The organism is Acidimicrobiia bacterium, from assembly GCA_035651955.1.
GTDB lineage: Bacteria > Actinomycetota > Acidimicrobiia > IMCC26256 > JAMXLJ01 > JAMXLJ01.
In genome coordinates this window covers 35,907-54,895 of sequence record DASRES010000031.1, presented here as the reverse complement: position 1 = coordinate 54,895, position 18,989 = coordinate 35,907, and the positions used below count along the sequence as shown (strand labels likewise).

18 protein-coding genes are annotated in these 18,989 nt (G+C 72.0%); 9 read left to right on the top strand and 9 right to left on the bottom strand.

What is annotated here, in order from left to right; genetic code table 11:
* The first annotated feature begins 31 nt into the window (after positions 1 to 31).
* Positions 32 to 1,744 (top strand): family 20 glycosylhydrolase, encoded by a 1,713-nt coding sequence (locus VFC33_07430; protein HZR13068.1) that lies wholly within the window; start codon positions 32 to 34, stop codon positions 1,742 to 1,744.
* Positions 1,745 to 1,785: 41 nt separating this feature from the next.
* Positions 1,786 to 2,166, top strand: a complete 381-nt coding sequence (locus VFC33_07425; protein HZR13067.1) for a DUF427 domain-containing protein — start codon at positions 1,786 to 1,788, stop codon at positions 2,164 to 2,166.
* Positions 2,167 to 2,182: 16 nt separating this feature from the next.
* Here the strand turns inward: VFC33_07425 and VFC33_07420 are convergent, their stop codons facing one another.
* The 5 genes from VFC33_07420 to VFC33_07400 form a co-directional block, all read right to left on the bottom strand.
* Complete coding sequence (locus VFC33_07420; protein HZR13066.1) at positions 2,183 to 3,196, bottom strand: phospholipase; 1,014 nt, start codon at positions 3,194 to 3,196, stop codon at positions 2,183 to 2,185.
* 43 nt (positions 3,197 to 3,239) lie between these two features.
* On the bottom strand, positions 3,240 to 3,680 hold the full coding sequence (locus VFC33_07415; GenBank protein HZR13065.1) for an OB-fold domain-containing protein: 441 nt from the start codon (positions 3,678 to 3,680) through the stop codon (positions 3,240 to 3,242).
* Positions 3,680 to 4,882 carry a thiolase family protein gene (locus VFC33_07410; protein HZR13064.1) on the bottom strand — a complete coding sequence of 401 codons (1,203 nt, stop codon included), beginning with the start codon at positions 4,880 to 4,882 and terminating at the stop codon, positions 3,680 to 3,682. Before VFC33_07410 ends, VFC33_07415 begins: the two co-directional genes overlap by 1 nt.
* 12 nt (positions 4,883 to 4,894) lie before the next feature.
* Positions 4,895 to 6,013 (bottom strand): adenylate/guanylate cyclase domain-containing protein, encoded by a 1,119-nt coding sequence (locus tag VFC33_07405; protein HZR13063.1) that lies wholly within the window; start codon positions 6,011 to 6,013, stop codon positions 4,895 to 4,897.
* Between the two features lie 180 nt (positions 6,014 to 6,193).
* Positions 6,194 to 6,832, bottom strand: coding sequence for a DNA-3-methyladenine glycosylase 2 family protein (locus tag VFC33_07400; GenBank protein ID HZR13062.1), 639 nt, complete (start codon positions 6,830 to 6,832; stop codon positions 6,194 to 6,196).
* A gap of 36 nt (positions 6,833 to 6,868) precedes the next feature.
* On the opposite strand from VFC33_07400, the gene VFC33_07395 reads away from it, so the two are divergent.
* The 6 genes from VFC33_07395 to VFC33_07370 all read left to right on the top strand — a co-directional run bounded on the left by VFC33_07395 (position 6,869) and on the right by VFC33_07370 (position 13,850).
* Entirely contained in the window at positions 6,869 to 8,188 is a 1,320-nt protein-coding gene (locus VFC33_07395; GenBank protein ID HZR13061.1) for an alkyl sulfatase dimerization domain-containing protein, read from the top strand.
* A 56-nt stretch (positions 8,189 to 8,244) separates the two neighbouring features.
* Positions 8,245 to 9,210: a decaprenyl-phosphate phosphoribosyltransferase gene (locus tag VFC33_07390; GenBank protein HZR13060.1), complete on the top strand. Its 966-nt coding sequence runs from the start codon at positions 8,245 to 8,247 to the stop codon at positions 9,208 to 9,210.
* The gene (locus VFC33_07385) at positions 9,200 to 10,567 is read left to right on the top strand and encodes an FAD-binding oxidoreductase (GenBank protein HZR13059.1); all 1,368 of its coding nucleotides are present in this window, start codon (positions 9,200 to 9,202) and stop codon (positions 10,565 to 10,567) included. The genes VFC33_07390 and VFC33_07385 overlap by 11 nt, the downstream gene beginning before the upstream one ends.
* A gap of 99 nt (positions 10,568 to 10,666) precedes the next feature.
* Positions 10,667 to 11,431 (top strand): decaprenylphospho-beta-D-erythro-pentofuranosid-2-ulose 2-reductase, encoded by a 765-nt coding sequence (locus VFC33_07380; GenBank protein ID HZR13058.1) that lies wholly within the window; start codon positions 10,667 to 10,669, stop codon positions 11,429 to 11,431.
* Between the two features lie 11 nt (positions 11,432 to 11,442).
* Positions 11,443 to 12,078 carry an HAD-IB family hydrolase gene (locus VFC33_07375; GenBank protein HZR13057.1) on the top strand — a complete coding sequence of 212 codons (636 nt, stop codon included), beginning with the start codon at positions 11,443 to 11,445 and terminating at the stop codon, positions 12,076 to 12,078.
* 41 nt (positions 12,079 to 12,119) lie between these two features.
* Positions 12,120 to 13,850: a hypothetical protein gene (locus VFC33_07370; protein ID HZR13056.1), complete on the top strand. Its 1,731-nt coding sequence runs from the start codon at positions 12,120 to 12,122 to the stop codon at positions 13,848 to 13,850.
* Between the two features lie 14 nt (positions 13,851 to 13,864).
* Here the strand turns inward: VFC33_07370 and VFC33_07365 are convergent, their stop codons facing one another.
* Positions 13,865 to 15,076 carry an acyltransferase gene (locus VFC33_07365; GenBank protein HZR13055.1) on the bottom strand — a complete coding sequence of 404 codons (1,212 nt, stop codon included), beginning with the start codon at positions 15,074 to 15,076 and terminating at the stop codon, positions 13,865 to 13,867.
* 95 nt (positions 15,077 to 15,171) lie between these two features.
* Here VFC33_07365 and VFC33_07360 point away from each other — a divergent pair, with 95 nt between their 5' ends.
* The gene (locus VFC33_07360; protein HZR13054.1) at positions 15,172 to 15,990 is read left to right on the top strand and encodes an SDR family NAD(P)-dependent oxidoreductase; all 819 of its coding nucleotides are present in this window, start codon (positions 15,172 to 15,174) and stop codon (positions 15,988 to 15,990) included.
* Between the two features lie 17 nt (positions 15,991 to 16,007).
* Here the strand turns inward: VFC33_07360 and VFC33_07355 are convergent, their stop codons facing one another.
* The 3 genes from VFC33_07355 to VFC33_07345 form a co-directional block, all read right to left on the bottom strand.
* Entirely contained in the window at positions 16,008 to 17,219 is a 1,212-nt protein-coding gene (locus VFC33_07355; GenBank protein HZR13053.1) for an acyltransferase, read from the bottom strand.
* A gap of 56 nt (positions 17,220 to 17,275) precedes the next feature.
* On the bottom strand, positions 17,276 to 18,715 hold the full coding sequence (locus VFC33_07350) for a carotenoid oxygenase family protein (protein HZR13052.1): 1,440 nt from the start codon (positions 18,713 to 18,715) through the stop codon (positions 17,276 to 17,278).
* A gap of 65 nt (positions 18,716 to 18,780) precedes the next feature.
* Complete coding sequence (locus VFC33_07345; protein HZR13051.1) at positions 18,781 to 18,987, bottom strand: ferredoxin; 207 nt, start codon at positions 18,985 to 18,987, stop codon at positions 18,781 to 18,783.
* Positions 18,988 to 18,989: the final 2 nt, after the last annotated feature.

Here is an 18,989-nt window from a genome sequence, read left to right as displayed (position 1 = left end):
CGACACCCGAACCGAACGCCATGATGGTGCCGTGAACCTCCTTCCCCGGCCCCGTCACGTCACGCCCGGTCACGGTCGCGTCCCGGTCTTGGAACCGGAGGTTCACGTCGACGACTCGCTCCCGCCCGAGGGTTACGAGCTCAGGATCGGCGACCACCGGGTACAGGTCCTCGCGGCCGATCCCGCCGGCGTGTTCTACGCGCACCGCACGCTCGCGCAGCTCGTCGCGACCGAGGGCGCATCGCTCCCCGCGTGCACGATCCGCGACTGGCCGGACCTCCCGGTGCGCGGCGTGATGCTCGACGTCTCGCGAGACAAGGTCCCGACGCTCGCGACGCTCGAGGAGCTCGTCGAACGGCTCGCGTCGTGGAAGGTGAACCAGCTGCAGCTCTACATGGAGCACACGTACGCGTACCCAGGACACGAGGAGGTGTGGCGCGACGCGTCGCCCTACACCGCGGAGGACGTCCGCCATCTCGACCGCTTCTGCCGCGACCGTCACGTCGAGCTCGTGCCGAACCAGAACACGTTCGGGCACATGGAGCGCTGGCTGCGCCACGACCGGTACCGCCCGCTCGCGATGGCACCCGACGGATGGACCACCTGGAAGGGCCGGCTGATGCCGCCCACCACGATCGACCCGTCGAAGCCGGGGTCGCTGCGCCTCGTCCGGGAGCTGCTCGACATGCTGCTGCCGGAGTTCGACAGCCGGCGCGTGCACGTCGGCATGGACGAGCCGTGGGAGATGCCGCCCGAGCGGCTCCCCGACTACCTCGGGTGGATCCGTGCACTGCGCGAGCTGCCCGAGCTGACCGGCTACGAGGTCCTCATGTGGGGTGACGTCGTCGCCGGGGCGCCCGAGCGCGTCGCGCACGTACCGGGTGGCGTCACGGTGTGCGAGTGGGGTTACGACGCCGGGCACCCGTTCGACGACCGTTGCGCCGGGTACGAGGCCGCCGGGGTGCCGTTCTGGGTGTGCCCCGGAACGTCGAGCTGGGTGAGCATTCTCGGGCGCACCGCCAACATGCGGGCCAACTGCGTCGAGGCGATGGAGGCGGGGCTCGCGCACGGCGCGGCGGGCGTCCTCAACACCGACTGGGGCGATCTCGGTCACCTGCAGTACGCGCCGGTCATGGAGCCCGGCCTCGCGTTCGGTGCCGCGGTGAGCTGGTGTCTCGACACGAACCGCGACCTCGACCTCGCGCCCGCGCTCGACACACACGTGTTCGCGGACCACGGCGGCGAGCTGGGACGCGCACTGCTCGACCTCGGGGAGGTCCACTCGCTCGTGACGGGCGACTTCCCGAACCTCGCGCCCTTCGTCGTACACCTGTACTACCCGCAGACCGTCGTCGGCGCGGAGTTCACCGCCGGTGCACGTCGCGAGGAGTTCGCGGCCGCCGAGGAACGGCTGGCGGAGCTGGGCGCGCTCGTCGACCGTGCCCGCCCGCAACGAGCCGACGGCGCGCTCGTGCACGACGAGCTGGAGAACGCGATCGCATTGGTGTCGCTCGCGTGCCGCGACGCGCAGGCGCGCCTCGAGGGCGACGGGACATTGCGCTCGGTTCCGGCGTCGCTCCGGCGGGAGCTCGCCAAGGAGCTCGACGTGATCGTCGATCGGCACCGCGAGCTGTGGCTCGCGCGCAACCGCCCGGGTGGGCTCTCCGAGAGCGTCGCGTGGCTCGACAACCTCCGCCTCGCGTACGACACCGGCGAGCCCGACCCCGACTGGGGCAACTACTAATGAGGGAATGCAGCCGCGTGGCGGGGGGGTTGGATGCGGGCATGAGCAAGGGACACCGCATCGAGATCCGCGACGGGGACATCCACGTCGAGGTGCGCGTCGCGGGCAACACCGTCGCGAGCACGCGGCGGCCGAAGATCCTCCAGGAGACGGGCCTCCCACCCCGTTACTACATCCCGCGTGACGACGTGCTCGTCGACCTGTCGCCGACCGAGACGTCGACGACCTGCCCGTTCAAGGGCGCGGCCTCGTACTGGACGGTCGGCTCGGACGGCGACGCGGTCGTCGACGTCGCGTGGTCGTACGAGGAGCCCATCCCCGAGGCCGAACCGATCCGGGGCCACGTGGCGTTCTTCGACGAGCGCGTCGACGTCCTCGTCGACGGCGAGCTCCAGGCGCGCCCGACGACGCCGTGGTCCTGATCTGAAGCGCTGGGCGTCAGGCTGCGTCGCGGCAGTGCGCGTGGCTGCCGCAGAGGTCCTCCTGCACGAACGACACGCCCGGAACATTCCCGTCGCGCGCGATGCGCTCGAGCGCGCGGTGGTCGTGCTCGAGGTAGGCGTCGAAGAAGTCGACGACCGTCTTGACGGTGGGCGCGAGCCACTGCGCGAAGAATGGCGTGTGCGGCGCGCCGACGAGCGTCAAGAAGACCTTCGGCGGCGGAGCCTGCGAGTAGACCTTCACGCTGCCGCCGTACGGGACGAGCTTGTCGGCGTTGCCGTGGACGAGCATGAGCGGCGGCGTCGGCTGCGCGAACCACCTGCCGTTCGGGAACAGCTCCAGGCCCGAGAACGACACGGCTGCGTCGATGCGACGGTCCTGGCAGCACGTGTTCGCGGCCACGCCGAGCGTCGTGATCGCACCGAGCGAGTGCCCGGCGACACCGATCTCGTCGTCGTCGATCACGTGGCGCAACGGGTCGCCCTTCGTGTCGTCGAGCCGCAGCATCTGCGTGATGACGAAGCTCACGTCGCCAGGCTGGTTGACGTAGTCGCGGATCGTCGGACCGCCGGGCGCCTGCCCGTTCGAGAGCGGGAACGTCGGCAACGCGACGACGTACCCCGCCCGCACGAACTGGGCGGCGAGCGACGCGTAGACGGAGCCGTCCGCGGTGAACCCGTGCGAGAAGACGATGAGCGGGAAGCCGTCACCGTGGTGGACCGGCGTCGCGCCCGGCACGATGCCGTTGCTCGCGTCACCGACGGCCGGGTAGAGGACGAGCGTCGGCAACGTGCGCGTCGGCGCCCCCGGGTACGTGCCGTTCGGCGGCGTCGCGCGCGTCGTGTCGACGAACGTCGTCGTGCGCGACCCGACCGCGTACGGCGGACCGGATGGCCGCCGGTCGTGCTCCGCGAACGCGGGACCCGCGCTCGCCAGCGCGCTGACGACGACGACCGCGACCGCGGCGACCACCGCGAGGACGCGCCTGTCGGCCCTGCCCGTCGTGTTCATGCCGCACCTCCCGCGCGCAGCGTACGCGCGCGCCGCGCGCCGATCACGCCGGCACGAACATCGGGACGACCACCTCGCGGTCAGGAACCGTCCGGAACCGCAACGGGCGGAACGTCGCGACGACCGGCATGTCGCCGGTGAGCATGTCGGCTTCGCAGTCGACGACGTACGACACGATCCGCACCCTGGGGTCGTCGTCGAGCGCGACGAGACCGGAGACGAACGGCACGCGGTCCTCGAACGCGGGAAGGAAGGCACGCTCGACCACGGTCCAGGAGAACAGCCGGCCGCGTCCGCTCACGGCCGTCCACGTGAACGACGGGCCGCCGCAGACGTCGCAGGCCGGCATCGGATACCACGCGAGTGTGCCGCACGCCTCGCAGCGCGGGATGACCAGCTCGCCGCGCGCGGCGCCGGCGAAGAACGGGGCGGTCCGCTCGTCGGTGAGGTCGGGCAACGGGAAGTCGGCGCGCTTGATCGCCATCACACGTCCTTCCGCAACACGAGCGTGGACGTCGTCGCGCCGGTGTAGCCGCCGTAGACGCCGACCTCGGCACCGGGAACCTGCGCGGCGGCGGTCCCGCGGAGCTGCTTCACGACCTCGACGACGTGGGCGATGCCCAGCACGTACGCGTGGCTCAGCAGCCCGCCGTGCGTGTTGAACGGCAGCCTCCCGGCGTCGTGGAAGAGCGTGTCACCGTCGACGAACGCGCCTCCCTCCCCCTTCTCGCAGAACCCCATGTCCTCGATCTGCATGAGCGACACGATCGTGAAGGGGTCGTAGACCGTGAGCACGTCGACGTCGGACGGCGTGATGCCCGCCATCGCGAACGCGGCCGGTGCGGAGAACACCTGCGGTGTCGACGTGAGCTCGCGCTGCTGGCTCCAGTGCGCGTTCCGTCCCGTGAGCTCGGCCTCCGCGACCCCGGCGACGATCACCGGCGGCTGCCGCAGGTCGCGCGCGCGCTCGGTCGACGTCGTGAGGAACGCGGCGCCGCCGTCGGAGATGAGGCAGCAATCGAGCAGCCGGAGCGGATCGGCCAGGAGGGGCGAGGACAGGTAGGCGTCGATCGTCATCGGGCGCCCGTGCATCACGGCGTCCGGGTTGAGGTTCGCGTGGCGGCGTGCCGCGACCGCGATCGCGCCGAGCTGCTCGGGCGTCGTGCCGAACTCGAGCATGTGCCGGCGCGCGATCGTGGCGAAGTAGACGGGCTGCGGGAACCAGCCGAAGGGCACCTCGAGGTTCTGCTTGAGCGGCTGCGTCGCGTGCGTCTCCCCCGGCCCGCCCGTCATCGACGAGCGTTGCGTCGCCCACGCGACCGGGAACACGTTGAGGATGTGCCGGGCACGCCCGTCGCGGATCGCCCTCGCCGCGAGGTAGGGCGCGGTCCCGGCCCACGTCATGCCGCCGCCCCACGGCGACGACCACATGTCGTGACTCGTGCCGAAGTGCTCGTGGAAGGCGGCGACGTCGAAGTCCGCGAACGCGCCCGAGTACGTGAGCCCGTCGACGTCCGCGGGATCGAGCCCCGCGTCGGCGATCGCGCGCTCGGCCGCCTCCGCGCCGATCTCCTTCGCGGTGCGGCCCGACGCCTTCGTGTACGCGGTCTCGCCGATGCCCGCGATCGCGACGTCACCCGCGATGTCGTCGAGGGGCTTCGCGCGACCCCAGTCGTGCGCGGGCATGAACGTGAGAGGCTAGCGGCGCGTCGCCGGCACTCGCTCGACGACGAAGAGCTGCACGGGGCCGTCGAACCCCTTCAGCATGCGACGACCGGCCGGCTCGAAGCAGAACGACGGCCCGGCCGCCCGCGCGACGTCCGCGGTGACGAGGATCTCGTCCGGGACGGCGAGCTGCGCGACCCGGGCCGCGACGTTCACGACCGGGCCGTAGTAGTCGCCGCCCCGTGTGACGACGACGCCGTAGCCGAGCCCGCCGCGTGGCGTGACGCCGTCCGTGTCGCGGAACTCGTCGACGAGCGCGAGCGCGATCTCGCAGGCGGTCGCGGCGTCGACCGCGGCGAACATGATCTCGTCGCCGATGAGCTTCACCACCCGGCCGCGGTGCGCCACGACGACGTCCGCGGCACGCGCCTCGAAGTCCTCGACGAGCGCGGCGAGCCCGGGCGCGTCGAGCTCCAGCGAGAGGGGCGTGAACCCGACGAGGTCGACGAAGCCGACCGCGATCCGCGCGGTCCCGAGCGACTCCCCGCCGCGCGCCACGCGCGACCGTTCGATCGCGTGCTCGACCTGCTGGCGGAACAGCGAGTCGAGCACGAGCGACACGCCGTCCAACCCGCGCGTCGCGTCGAGGTTGGCCTGCGCGAGGGCCAGCTCCCCGGCGGACGCGTCGACGAGCCGGGACTCGACGTTCACCTGGAACAGGGACACCGCGGCCTCGGCGATGCGCGCGAGCGACGCGCCCATCACCCGGGTGAACTGCAGCGTCGCCGGCCACCCGAACATCTCGGCGGCGACGCGGAACACGAAGAACGAGTCGACGTCCGCCTCGGTGAACGCGCCCACGCCGTCGGGGACCGGCGGCGATCCGCTCGCCTGCACGATGCGCTGGATCTCGTCGACGGTGTTGCCGCTGCGCTGTGCCGCCTCGGCGACCGTCAGGCGCGCGCCGGGGCGTACGACGCGGTCGCCGACGAGCCCCGTCAGGCTGCCGCGCTCGGCGACCGCCGCCCGCATCTCCTCGATCGTGATGCCCTGCTCGCCGATCCACTCCAGCAGCGCGAGCCGGCCGGCCGCGTTCGGCGCGTCCGGGTCGTAGAGCCCGGCGGCCTCGAGGTTCGCGGGGTCGAGCGCCACCGCGGCACGCTACCGCCCCGAACCGCGACGAATCCGCCGCGAATGCTGCAGGAACGGGCCCGATCTGCCGAGGAGAGACGAAACCGGCGGACGCGCCGCCGCGAGCCATGCGCCGCGGCCGCGCGAGACCGGACAGGGGCGTCGGAACCGGGTCCTGCGAGGCCCGGTTCCGACGCGCGCTCACGACGCGTCCGGGGTCACCGTGTCGACCGCCCGCCAGCAGTACCAGGCCGCGACCGACCGGAACGGGCGGTAGCGCTCTCCCATCTCATCCAGCTCGCGCGGCTTCGGCAGGGGGTCGAGCGAGTGCAGCTGCGCGTAGCCCTTGCGCACGCCGTAGTCGTCGACGGGCCACACGTCGACCCGTCCGAGCTGGAACATCAGGAACATCTCCGCCGTCCAGCGGCCGATCCCGCGCACGCTCGTCAGCTCGCGCACGACGTCGTCGTCGCCGAGGCGGCCGATGCGGTCGAGCTCGACGACGCCGGCGCGGACCTTCTCGGCGAGATCGCGTATCGACGCCGTCTTCGCGCCGGACAGACCCGCGGCGCGCAACGCGTCGACCGGCAGCGCCAGGACGGCGTCCGCGGTCGGCGGCCCGTCGAACAGCGCCGTGAAGCGCGCATGGATCGCGGCCGCGGCCTTCCCCGCGAGCTGCTGGTAGACGATCGACGCGGCGAGCTGTCCGAAGTCGGTCGTCGGCGGACGCCGGCTGCGCAGCGTGCACGGACCGACGGCCTCGACGACGGGCGCGAACGCCGGGTCGCGTCGCGCGAGCTCCTCGCTCGCCTCGACCAGCTCTCGACGGGCACGGACCACGGGCGGCACCGTAACGAACGCTGCGAGACTCGGCGCATGACGGAGCTCCTGGACATCGCGGACAAGCTCTTCACCGGCGACCTCGACATCGCCGCGCACCACCCGTTCCGGCTCTTCGGCGAGCTCGCGGAGCTCGACGGCGGGGCGTTCGTCGCCGCGTTCTCGAACTCGAGCGCGCTCACGACCGACGACGGGCTCCTCGTCGTCGACACGAGCAGCACGTTCATGTCCGAGCGCGTGCACGACGTGCTGCGCGCGTGGAGCCGTGCGCCCGTCCACACGATCGTGTTCACGCACGGGCACATCGACCACTGCTTCGGCGTCGAGCGCTACGAGGCCGACGCGCGACACGACGGGAGCGCACCGCCGCGCGTGATCGCGCACGAGGCGATCGCCGACCGGTTCGCGCGCTACGTCGCGACTGCGGGATACAACGGCATCATCAACGCCCGGCAGTTCCAGGCCGCCGGCTTCTCGTGGCCGACGGAGTACCGCTATCCGGACGAGACGTATCGCGACGCGCTGACGCTCGAGCTCGGCGGCGAGCGGTTCGAGCTGCACCACGCGCGTGGCGAGACCGACGACCACACGTGGGTCTGGGCTCCGGACCGGCGCACGCTGCTCACCGGCGACCTGTTCATCTGGGCCTCGCCGAACTGCGGCAACCCGCAGAAGGTGCAGCGGTACCCGCTCGACTGGGCTCGTGCGCTCCGCGAGATGGCGGCGCTGAGCCCGGAGCTGCTGCTGCCGGGCCACGGCCTCCCGATCGTCGGCGCGGACCGCGTGCAACGCGCGCTCGACGACACCGCGTCGTTGCTCGAGTCGCTGCACGACCAGACGCTCGTGCTCATGAACGAGGGCGCGCGCCTCGACGACATCGTCCACACGGTGAAGGCACCGCCCGAGCTCCTCGAACGCCCGTACCTGCGACCGATCTACGACGAGCCGGAGTTCGTGGTCCACAACGTCTGGCGGCTCTACGGCGGTTGGTACGACGGGAACCCCGCCCGTCTCAAGCCCGCGCCCGACCGCGCCGTCGCGACCGAGGTCGCGCGGCTCGCGGGTGGTGCCGCACGCCTCGCGGAACGGGCCGCACAGCTCGCAGCCGCGGGTGACCTCCGGCTCGCCGGGCACCTCGCGGAGTGGGCCGCGGCCGCCGCACCGGACGACGCGGGCGTCCACGGCGTCCGGGCCGACGTGTTCGCGCGGCGGGCAGAGGTCGAGGCGTCGACGATGTCGAAGGGCATCTTCTCGTGGGCGGCGGCGGAGTCGCGCGCCCGGCTCGAGGGCACGGGGGGCCCGGGCGGCGGCGGATCTGCCGGCGGGCGGGCCGAAAGCGGGTGGGCCGAAAGATAGAGTCTGGGGCTCCGCCGCAGAACGCACCCGCGCGGACAGCGCGCAGAACGGACACGATGCCGGAGGAGACCGGGACCGAGCTCGGGGCGTCCGAGCGCGTCAGCTCGCTGCCGCGGCTGTCGCTCAACGGTGACGCCATGCCGCGCCGGCCGTCGCGCGCCCTGGCGCTGCTGCGCACCGCCCGGCCACGCCAGTGGGTCAAGAACGTGCTCGTCGCCGCGGCGCCGGGCGCGGCCGGTGTGCTGTCCCACGGCCACGCGCTGCTCGACACGTTCATCGCGTTCGCCGCGTTCACGCTCGGCGCGGCCGGCACCTACTTCCTGAACGACGCGTTCGACGTCGAGGCCGACCGCCGGCACCCGACGAAGCGGCGCCGCCCTGTCGCCGCCGGTCTCGTCGGCGTGACGACGGCCAAGGTCGTGGGCGCGGTCCTGATCGTCGCGGCCGTGGGCGTCGGCTTCGCGGCCGACTGGCGGCTCCCCGTCGTGATCGCGTGCTACGTGATGATGACGACGAGCTACAGCATGTGGCTGAAGCACGTCGCCGTGCTCGACCTCGGCATGGTCGCGGCGGGCTTCGTGCTCCGCATGATCGCGGGCGCCGTCGCCGTCGACGTCCCGATCTCGAACTGGTTCTTCATCGTCGCGTCGTTCGGGTCGCTGTTCGTCGTGGCCGGGAAGCGCCTGGCGGAGCACCGCGAGCTCGGTGCGTCGCGTGCGGACGTGCGCAGCACGCTCGCGCAGTACACGACCGCGTACCTCGGTCACGTCACCGCGGTGAGCTCGGCGGTCACGATGGTGGCGTACTGCCTGTGGGCGTTCGAGCGCGCACGCGGTCACGCGGGAGTGCCGTGGTTCGAGCTGTCGATCGTGCCGTTCGTCCTCGGCGTGCTGCGGTACGCGCTCGTGCTCGAGTCGGGTGGCGGCGCCGCGCCGGAGGAGATCGTCCTCGGCGACCGCGCGCTCCAGCTCATGGGGCTCGCGTGGGTGATCGTCGTCGCGATCGGGATCTATGTCGCCTGACGTGCGCGCGACGACCGAGGTCCTGACCGGGTGGGGACGAACGGCGCCGAGCGGCGCGCGCGTCCGCCGGCCGCGCTCGGACGACGCCGTCGCGCACGCCATCGAGGCCGCACCCGAGCGCGGCACGATCGCCCGCGGCCTCGGTCGGAGCTACGGCGACGCCGCGCAGAACGCCGGCGGGGACGTGCTCGACCTCACGGGCCTGCACGGCGTCCGCGCGCTCGACCTCGACCACGGCGTCGTCAGGGCGAGCGCGGGCACCAGCCTCGACGAGCTCATGCGGCGGCTCGTGCCGCTCGGGTGGTTCGTCCCCGTCACGCCGGGCACGCGCTACGTGACCGTCGGCGGTGCCGTCGCGGCCGACATCCACGGCAAGAACCACCACACCGAGGGCAGCTTCTGCACGCACGTCACGGAGATCACGTTGCAGACGGCGAGCGGCGAGCGGCTCGTCGTCGGTCCCGACCGTCAGCCGGAGATCTTCTGGGCGACCGCGGGCGGGATGGGTCTCACCGGCGTCGTCCTCGACGCGACGTTCCGGTTGCTCCCGATCGAGACCTCGCGCATCCGCGTCGACACCGAGCGGTGCAGCGACCTCGACGACCTCATGAGCCGCATGGCCGCCCGTGACCACGAGTACCGGTACTCGGTCGCGTGGATCGACTGTCTCGCGCGCGGCAAGTCGCTCGGCCGCTCCGTGCTCACGCGCGGCGACCACGCGCGCCTCGACGACCTCGCACCGAAGCAGCGCGCGACCGCGCGCGCGTTCGACCCGCGCATGCTCGTCACCACCCCGCCCTGGGTGCCGCGCGGGCTCGTGAACCCGTTGACGATGCGCGCGTTCAACGAGGTCTGGTTCCGCAAGGCACCGCGCGAGGAGCGCGGCGGCATCGAGACCATCAGCGGCTTCTTCCACCCGCTCGACATGGTCGACGGCTGGAACCGGATGTACGGGTCGACGGGGTTCCTCCAGTACCAGTTCGTCGTCCCCTTCGGCGCCGAGGACGCCGTGCGCATGGCCGTCGAGCGCCTCAGCGCCGCCGGCGCGGCGTCGTTCCTCGCGGTGCTCAAGCGGTTCGGTCCTGCCGACCCCGGCCCGTTGTCGTTCCCCGCGCCCGGGTGGACGCTCGCGCTCGACATCCCCGCGGGCGATCCCGGTCTCGGCGCGCTGCTCGACGGGCTGGACGACCTCGTCGTCGAGGCGGGCGGCCGCGTCTACTTGGCGAAGGACTCCCGGGTGCGACCCGAGCTGCTGGGCCGCATGTACCCTCGCCTCGACGAGTGGCGGGAGGTGCGGGCGAAGCTCGACCCCGACCACGTCTTCCAGTCCGACCTCGCGCGACGCCTCGCGTTGTGATGCGGCGACCAGAGCGAGCGCAGCAAGCGTCGGGAGCTCGCCAGCGAACGAACGGCCGCGGCTCGGGTATCGCGAGCCGCAGGGAGTGAGCGAGAAGACATGAAGGACGCACTCGGTGCGGTGCAGTCCGTGCTCGTGCTCGGCGGCGGGTCCGACATCGGGCTCGCGACCGCGCGGAAGCTGATCGAGGCGCGCTGCCGCACCGTCGTGCTCGCGGGCCGCGACCCGGAGGGCATGGAGGCCCGGGCCAAGGAGCTGCGCGCGCTGCCGGGCGAGCCGAGGGTCGACGTCGTCGCCTTCGACGCGCGGGACCTCACGTCGCACGAGCACTTCGTGCGCGAGGCGTTCAGCCGCTACCCGGATCTCGACGTCGTGATCGTCGCGTTCGGGATCCTCGGCGAGCAGGAGCAGGCCGAGCGCGACGCGCGCCACGCGCTGCAGATCGTGACGACGAACTTCCTCGGCGCGGTCTCCGTGATGGTCCCGGTCGCGAACGCGCTGCGGGACCAGGGCCACGGAACGCTCGTGGTGCTGTCGTCCGTCGCAGGCGAGCGCGCCCGCAGGTCGAACTTCGTGTACGGGTCGTCGAAGGCCGGGCTCGACACGTTCGCGCAGGGTCTCGCAGACAGCATGGTCGGGTCGGGCGCGAACGTGCTCGTCGTCCGACCCGGGTTCGTCACGACGAAGATGACCGACGGCATGAAGCCCGCGCCGCTCTCCACGACCGCGGAGGCGGTGGCCGACGCGATCGTCGACGGCCTCGCGTCGGGCGCGACGACGGTCTGGGTCCCGCCCGCGCTGCGGTGGGTGATGTCGGGCCTGCGTCATCTCCCCCGCCCGGTGTTCCGCCGCCTGCCGATCTGATGACGGCCGACGTGACGGGAGACGGCGTCACGCGCGTCGTCGCGGCCTTCGACTTCGACGGCACCATCACGCGTCGCGACACGCTCGTCCCGTTCCTCGCGTACGCGTGCGGTCGGGCTCGCGTCGCGGCCGCGCTCGCCGCGGTCGGGCCGCAGCTCGCGCTCGCGCTCGGCGGACGAGGGTCGCGCGACGACGCCAAGGTCGCGCTGCTCGAACGCGTCGTCGCGGGCCGTGACGCGGCCGAGCTCGCCACCGCGGGCTGCGCGTTCGCCGACCGGCTCGCGGGCGACCGGCGGCGCCTGCGGACCGACGTCCTCGACCGCGTCCGCTGGCACCGCGACGAGGGCCACGAGCTCGTCCTCGTCTCGGCCTCGCTCACGACGTACCTCGACCCGCTCGCGCCGCAGCTCGGCTTCGACGTCGTGCTGGCCACGACGCTCGAGGTCGGGCCGGACGGCCGCCTGACCGGCCGCCTCGCCGGGCTGAACTGCCGCGGTCCGGAGAAGGTCGCCCGGCTCGACGCGTGGCTCGGCGGCTCGGCGTGCGTGCTGTGGGCCTACGGGGACAGCTCGGGTGACGACGAGCTCCTCGCCCGGGCCGATCGGTCGCATCGCGTAGGACCCGGCGCGCGCCACGCGCGACGCTGAGGCCCCCCGGAACGCCCGAGAGAAGCCCCCGGAGGTTCGTGGTGCAGGTCGAGGAAGCGGCGCCGACGGGCCCGGCGGAGCCCGAGGTCGAGACGCCGGACGGCGGGCGGGCGGCGTCGACGGTCCCGCTGTTCGTGCTCATGGCCGTGACCGCGTTCGTCGCGACGGTCGTGGCCGTCCTCGCATCCCTGGTGCGCAACCACGGCCATCTCGTCTATGTGCTCGACGACCCGGCCATCCACATGAGCATGGCGAAGCAGCTCGCGCTCCACGGGACGTGGGGCGTCACCACCGGGGTGTACGAGTCGGCGTCCTCGTCGCCGGCGTGGACGTTGGTGCTCGCCGTGCTCACGCGCGTCGTGCCGTTCGCGTTGAACGTCCTCCCGCTCCTGCTGAACATGGCGGCGGCCGCCTGGCTGCTCTGGTTGTTCGCGTCCGAGCAGGGCTTCCTCGCGCGCGTGCGCCGCAACTGGGTCGGCGTCGTCCTCATCCTCTTCACCACGGTGTTCGCGCTGTACATCCCCGCGCTCGCGATGATCGGGATGGAGCACACGCTGCACGCGGCGATCGTCGTCGAGATCCTCGTCGTCCTCCATCGGCTCGAGCGACGAGAGCTCACCGTTCGCAACACGTGGCCCCTGCTCGCGCTGTTCTTCGCCGGCACGGCCGTCCGCTACGAGACGGCGTTCCTCGCCGTCGGTTGCGTCGTGGCGATCCTCGTCGCGACCGCGCTCGGGCGCGAGCGCGACGACACACCGCCCCGGTGGAACGCGGTGTCCAGCGTGCGCACGTCCGCGTTGATCGCGATCGCGTCCGGGCTGCCGATCGTCGTGTACGGCTTCGTCAACAGGGCGATGGGCCAGAGCTTCCTGCCGAACTCGATCGTCGCGAAGTCCGTCGCCGATCAGCACGTGAGCCTCGCACCGGACCTCGTCGGGCTGCTCCAGGAGATCCAGCACCAGCCGCTAATCAGCCTGTTCCTCGTCGTCGCGTTCGCGTACGCGGTCGCGTCGATCGTCGGACCGATGCGGCCGACGTTCACCATGGCCGCCGCGTACGTGGTGCTCGTGCTGCTCCACGCGGCGTACGGCCAGTTCGGGTTCTACGGGCGCTACGAGGAGTACCTGATCATCGCGGGATTGTTCATCACGCTGCGGATCTCGAGCGAGCTCGTCCCGCCGCGGCTCGACACCGCCGCCGCGCTCGTCATGGCGCTCGTGATGGCGGCGCTGTTCACCGTGCAGATCGGTCTCGTGGTCGACGTGCCGCTCGCGAGCAACAACACGTACAAGCAGCGCTACCAGATGGCCCGCTTCTTCGAGAAGTACTACGCGGGTCGGACGGTCGCCACGGGCGAGCTCGGGTACGTGTCGCTGTTCCACAAGGGTGGGCTCCTCGACCTCCTCGGACTCGGGAGCCACCAGGTCACCGCGCTGCTGAGGCAGCGCAACGGTCGCCTGACGACGGCCGACAACGCGCAGTTCGTCGACGACGCGCACGTCGTCGCGATCGGGATGTATCCCGAGACCACGCTGTTCCACACGCCGCGGAGCTGGTACTTCGTGGCCGAGTGGCGACTCGACGAGAAGAACGTCAGCGGCTTCGACAAGCGGCTCGAGTTCTACGCGCCGAACCCGCGGCTCGGGCAGGAGCTCGACCGGAACCTGCGCGCCTTCCAACCCGAGCTCCCCACGGGCGTCACCGTCACCTACCGCAACGACCTCCTGCGCCGCTTCCTCCAGGGCCTGGCGAAGAACAAGGCCGGGCAGTGAGCCAGCGGTCGTGCCTACGTCGCGAGCGACGGTGACACACGCGGCGACGAGAACCGATCCTTGAGGCGGAGGATCGGACCTTCGACGTAGCGGTACGAGAGCGCGGCGAGCGCGAACGTGACCGCCCACATCGTCGGGACGAGGACCGACTCGTGGGTGATCACGTGGCTCAGCAGCGAGAACACGACGCCGTGGATGACGTAGACGCCGTAGGACCGGCGCCCGACCCAGACCGCGGCGCGGTGTGACAGGACCCGTGCCATCCGGATGCCCGGGTGCAGGACGAGCGCGCCGGTGATGGCGGCAGCCGCGACCTCGAACACGAGCAGGCCCCACTCCGGGAGGAAGATCGTGCGCGGCTGCGCGTTCGCGCCGTGGATCACGAGCAGGATCGCGATCGTGCCCGCTCCGGCGGCGAGAGCGGCGACCTTCGGCGTGACCCGGAGCACGACCGGGAACGAGACGAGCAGCACCGCGAGCGCGCAGCCGATCAGCAGCCCGTCCGCGTGGGTGACGGAGCTGTAGTAGATGCGCTCCGAGACGTGGAACTCCTTGCCGTTCTGGACGAGCATCGCGGGCAGGAATCCGCGGATCCTCGCCGGGAAGTGGTTCACCGCGTACCACTGGTAGGCCCGGTACCCGGCCGAGCCGAGCGCGAGCGCGACGGGGACGGCGAGCAGGATCCACCGTGACGCGCGCCGCCAGAGCAGGAGCACGAGCACGGGCGGCCAGAGCAGGTAGAACTGCTCCTCGATCGCGAGCGACCACGCGTGGCCCATGAACCCGAGCGCGTTCGGTCGCCACAGGTGCATCCAGTTCGCGAAGTAGAGCGCGACGCTGGCGACGCCCTGCCACTCGGGCCGCCCGGCGAAGCCGACCGACGTCGTGCGGTTCACGATCGCGCCCACGAGCGCGAGCAGCCCCGCGAGGGGGAGGAGCCGCAGCGCGCGCCGCACGTAGAAGTTCCGGAGGCTGATCCGGCGCCACCTCCTGGCCTCCTGCAGCAGGAGCACCGTGATCAGGAACCCGCTCAGCACGAAGAAGAGGTCGACCCCGAGATATCCCGCCTGGAAGAGCGTCTTGCCGTGCCAGTCGGTGTGGAAGACGAGCACCATGAGGATGGCGATGCACCGGATGCCGTCCAGCGCGGGCTGGTAGCCGAGCACGGACGCGCGCGTCCTCCGGTCGACCGCGTCGCGCGACCCGTCGTGCACGTCCCGGGACATCCGCCGCCAGCCTCGCACGCCGCGAGCGCCGCGATCGACGCGTGCGCGCGTTCAGGCCGGAGGCGCCGACCTGACGCCGGTGTCATGATGCGGGCATGCAGATCGACGGGGCGAGGTTCCTCGTGACGGGCGCGTCGTCGGGCATCGGCGCCGCGCTCGCACCGCAGCTGGCCGCCAAGGGTGCGACGGTCGGCGTCGTCGCGCGCCGCGCCGAACGGCTCGAGCAGGTCGTCGAGCAGTGCCGCGCGCACACGCCCGGTTCCACCTCCTGGGCCGCGGATCTCGGCGACGTCGAGCGCGCGCAGCAGGTCGTCCTCGAGGCGTGGGACGCGTTCGGCGGGCTCGACTGCCTCGTCAACAACGCCGCCATCCCGAAGCGCACACCGGTCCCCCGTCTCGACCTCGACCAGGTCGACACGGTGATGCAGGTGAACTTCCGCTCGCCCGTCGCGATGACGCTCGCGGTGCTCCCCCGCATGCTCGACCGCGGCCGCGGCCTCGTCGTCAACGTGTCGAGCATGGGCGGCCGGATCGGCATCGCGCACGAGGCTGCGTACTGCGCGTCGAAGTTCGCGTTGTGCGGCTGGAGCGAGGTGATGCGCATCGATCTCGACGGCACGGGCGTCGACGTGAAGCTCGTCCTCCCGGGGCCGATCGCCACCGAGATCTGGGACCAGCCCGGCAACGACCCCGCGCTCTACGACGGGCCGTTCGTCCCGGCCGACGAGTGCGCCGCGAGCATCGTCGCCGCGATCGAGGACGACGGGTTCGAGTACTTCGCCCCGCCCGAGTTCCCCGGCGGCCTCGCGCAGCGCGACATCGTCATCGGCAAGACGAACGACCCCGACGGCTTCCTCGCGGGCATGGCCGCCATGGAGCGAGCGAGCCGCGAGGCGAGCGGAAGCGGCGCCTGACCGACGGGCTCGGTCGCTCAGGTCGCGAGGGACGGCGTGACGGGGCGGGTCGAGAACCGGTCCTTCAGGCGCAGGATCGGCGTCTCCAGGAACCGGAACGACAGCGCGGCCAACGCGAACGTGAGCCCCCACATCGCCGGGATGAGCACGCCGTCGGTGTGGAAGACGTGGGCCAGCAGCGTGAACACCGCGCCGTGGATGACGTACAGCCCGTACGACCGCCGGCCGACCCACACCGCGACCGGGTTCCCGAGCGCGCGGCCGAGCAGCAGACGGGGTCGCAGGACGACGGCCGCCGTGACCGCGGCGACGCCGAGCTCGAACACGGGCAGTCCCCAGTAGGACAGGAACGACCCGATGCCCGCGGGGCCGGCCTTCGCCACGACGACGCCTGCCGCGACGACACCGGCCGTCGCGATGGCGACACCGAAGCGGGGCACGACGCGATGCAGGCTCGGGAACGAGACGAGGAGCACGGCGAGCGCGCAGCCGATCAGCAGCCCGTCGGCGTGTGTGAACGACGAGTAGTAGATGTGGTCGCCGGCCTTGAACTCCCGCTGGCCCAGGACGAACCGCCCGAACGCGGACGCGGTCATGGCGTGCCCAGGGTGCGTCACGGTGTACCAGCGGTACGCGCGCAGCGCCGCGGACCCGCACGCGAGCGCGACCGCGATGAGGAGGAGGGGCCACCGCCCGACGCGGCGCCACAGCAGGAGCACGAGCAAGGGCGGCCACAGCAGGTAGAACTGCTCCTCGATCGCGAGTGACCAGGCGTGGCCCATGAACCCGAGCGCGCTGGGCTGCCAGAGGTGCATCCAGTTCGCGAAGTAGAAGAGGACGCTGGCGACGCCCTCCGGCCACGGGCGTTCCGCGAAGCCGCGGCTCGTCGTCAGGTTCACGAGCGCACCGGTGAGCGCGAGCGCGCCGGCGAGCGGCAGCAGGCGCAGCGCGCGACGCACGTAGAACCTCCGCAGGCTCACGTGGCGCCAGCGGCGCGCCTCCTGCAGCAGCAACGTCGTGATCAGGAACCCGCTGAGCACGAAGAACGCGTCGACGCCCAGGTACCCGCCGGCGAAGAGCGCCTTGTTGCGGTAGATCGTGTGGAACAGCAGGACCATGACGATCGCGACCGCGCGGATGCCGTCGAGCGCGGGCTGGTAGCCGAGCACGGCCGCAGTCGCGTGCGCGCGGGTGGAGCGGTCTTCGTCGACGGGGGCCGCGGCGGCCACCGGGGCAGCGTCGCGCCCCCTCCCGCGCCGCCGCCAGCCGCGCGAGACGGGTCGCCCTACTCCGCGGGGAACCAGTTGCCGTGCAGACCGGCGGGAACGCGTGCCGGCAGGTGCACGACGGCCACCGGCGACGACGCCACGCGCGCGGCGTCGAGGATCACGAGGTCGCTGCGGTCACGCGCGAGGTCGTACGCGAACACGAGCAGCCAGCCGTCGTCCTCGTCCCAGCCGCCGGGCCGGGGCGCGAAGACGGGCTCGCCCACGACGACGCCGGGCGGGAACCGGTGCTCGGACGACGTGCCGCTGTCGACGTCGTAGCGGACGATCGTGTCGAACGACCCGCCCTTCACGCCGTCGGGATGCGTCACGGCGGCTGCGTAGCCGACACGGTGGTGCAACCCGGTGCGGCGATCGTCGATGCGCGGGAACTCCACGGTGCGGTGGTCGACGAGCTCGTCGCGCACGGAGCGTCGGCTCAGGTCGATCACGGCGCGGTGCATGCGGGGCGCGTTGTCCGGCGACGAGCCGACCAGGTCGAGCCGGCGGCGGTACACGTAGTCGACGACGACGGTCTCGCCCTCCGTGTAGCCGTTGAGGAAGTGCATCGCGTAGCAGTCCTCGACCGGGATCCACACGACGCGCGGGTCGCCCTCACGGTTCATCACGCCGATGCGCGTCCCGCGGTTCTCGCGCCACGCCAGGACGGGGCCACCGTGCGTCATGGCGTCGAGGTCGAACACCGCGGGGCTGTCGAAGAAGACGACGTGCTGATCGGTGACGACGAAGTCGTGGATCATCACCGGGTCGGGCAGGTCGATCGGCTCGGTGCGCGTGATGCGCCCCTTGGGCCCGACGACGCCGTACACGAGGTACGGGGGCACGACGTCGTAGCGGAAGAAGCACAGCTCGTCCCAGATCGGGTCGAGCTTCGGGTGCGCGCACATCGCGGTGGGGAGCAGGCCCTCGTAGTCGACCTCGCCGACCGTCTCGAGGGCGGGCGTCAGCTCGTAGGGCAGGCCGCCCTCGTACAGCGCGAGCACCTTCCCGCAGTGGCGGACGACGTTGGTGTTCGCCCAGTTCTTGAACGGGTTGGGGTCGCCGTCGGGGCCGATGCGGGCGGGGTCGGGCACGATCGGCGTGAACGTGCCGCCGTACAGGGCGTGCCCGGCGCGGCGCTCGGCGACGAGCCCGCGGGTCGCCACCCACCGGTTGCGGTAGCGGACGTGACCCCCCTCGAACGTGACCATGTGGATCATGCCGTCGCCGTCGAAGGGATACGTGTAGCTGCCGAGGGGCGTGAACTGCGGGTTGGGGCCGTTGCGCAGATAGCTCCCGCGCAGCTCGGTGGGGACGTGCCCCTCGACCTGGAGCGCGTCCGCGTCGAGCTCCTCGGCGACGGGCGCGAAGACGCCCTGCAGGTACGGGTTGCCGGCCGGGTCGACCAGCTCGATGACCGACGGCGTGGGCGTCGGCGGCGTCCGCATGGGTTCGGCCACGGACGACTACTCGGCCGGTTCGGGGCCCGAGTTGAGGAAACGTTCCCGTTCCTCCCTTCGTCCCGCTACTCCTCGACCAGGCGGAGGGCGAGCGCCGGGCACGCGTGGACCGCCCGGCGGGCGTCGGCGAGGCAGCGCTGCGGGATCTCGGCACCGTCGACGATCGGGTACCCCCAGTCGTCGAGGGAGACGCGCTCGGGGAACATCTCGGCACAGATGCCGTGCCCGTCGCAGCGGATGATGTCGACCTCGAGGCGCAGCGTGCGAGCCATCG

Coding starts and splice junctions, on each gene's coding strand:
- VFC33_07425 (HZR13067.1), top strand. CDS start 1,786: ATGAGCAAGGGACACCGCATCGAGATCCGCGACGGGGACATCCACGTC.
- VFC33_07420 (HZR13066.1), bottom strand. CDS start 3,196: ATGAACACGACGGGCAGGGCCGACAGGCGCGTCCTCGCGGTGGTCGCC.
- VFC33_07415 (HZR13065.1), bottom strand. CDS start 3,680: ATGGCGATCAAGCGCGCCGACTTCCCGTTGCCCGACCTCACCGACGAG.
- VFC33_07410 (HZR13064.1), bottom strand. CDS start 4,882: ATGCCCGCGCACGACTGGGGTCGCGCGAAGCCCCTCGACGACATCGCG.
- VFC33_07395 (HZR13061.1), top strand. CDS start 6,869: ATGACGGAGCTCCTGGACATCGCGGACAAGCTCTTCACCGGCGACCTC.
- VFC33_07390 (HZR13060.1), top strand. CDS start 8,245: ATGCCGGAGGAGACCGGGACCGAGCTCGGGGCGTCCGAGCGCGTCAGC.
- VFC33_07385 (HZR13059.1), top strand. CDS start 9,200: ATGTCGCCTGACGTGCGCGCGACGACCGAGGTCCTGACCGGGTGGGGA.
- VFC33_07380 (HZR13058.1), top strand. CDS start 10,667: ATGAAGGACGCACTCGGTGCGGTGCAGTCCGTGCTCGTGCTCGGCGGC.
- VFC33_07365 (HZR13055.1), bottom strand. CDS start 15,076: ATGTCCCGGGACGTGCACGACGGGTCGCGCGACGCGGTCGACCGGAGG.
- VFC33_07360 (HZR13054.1), top strand. CDS start 15,172: ATGCAGATCGACGGGGCGAGGTTCCTCGTGACGGGCGCGTCGTCGGGC.
- VFC33_07345 (HZR13051.1), bottom strand. CDS start 18,987: ATGGCTCGCACGCTGCGCCTCGAGGTCGACATCATCCGCTGCGACGGG.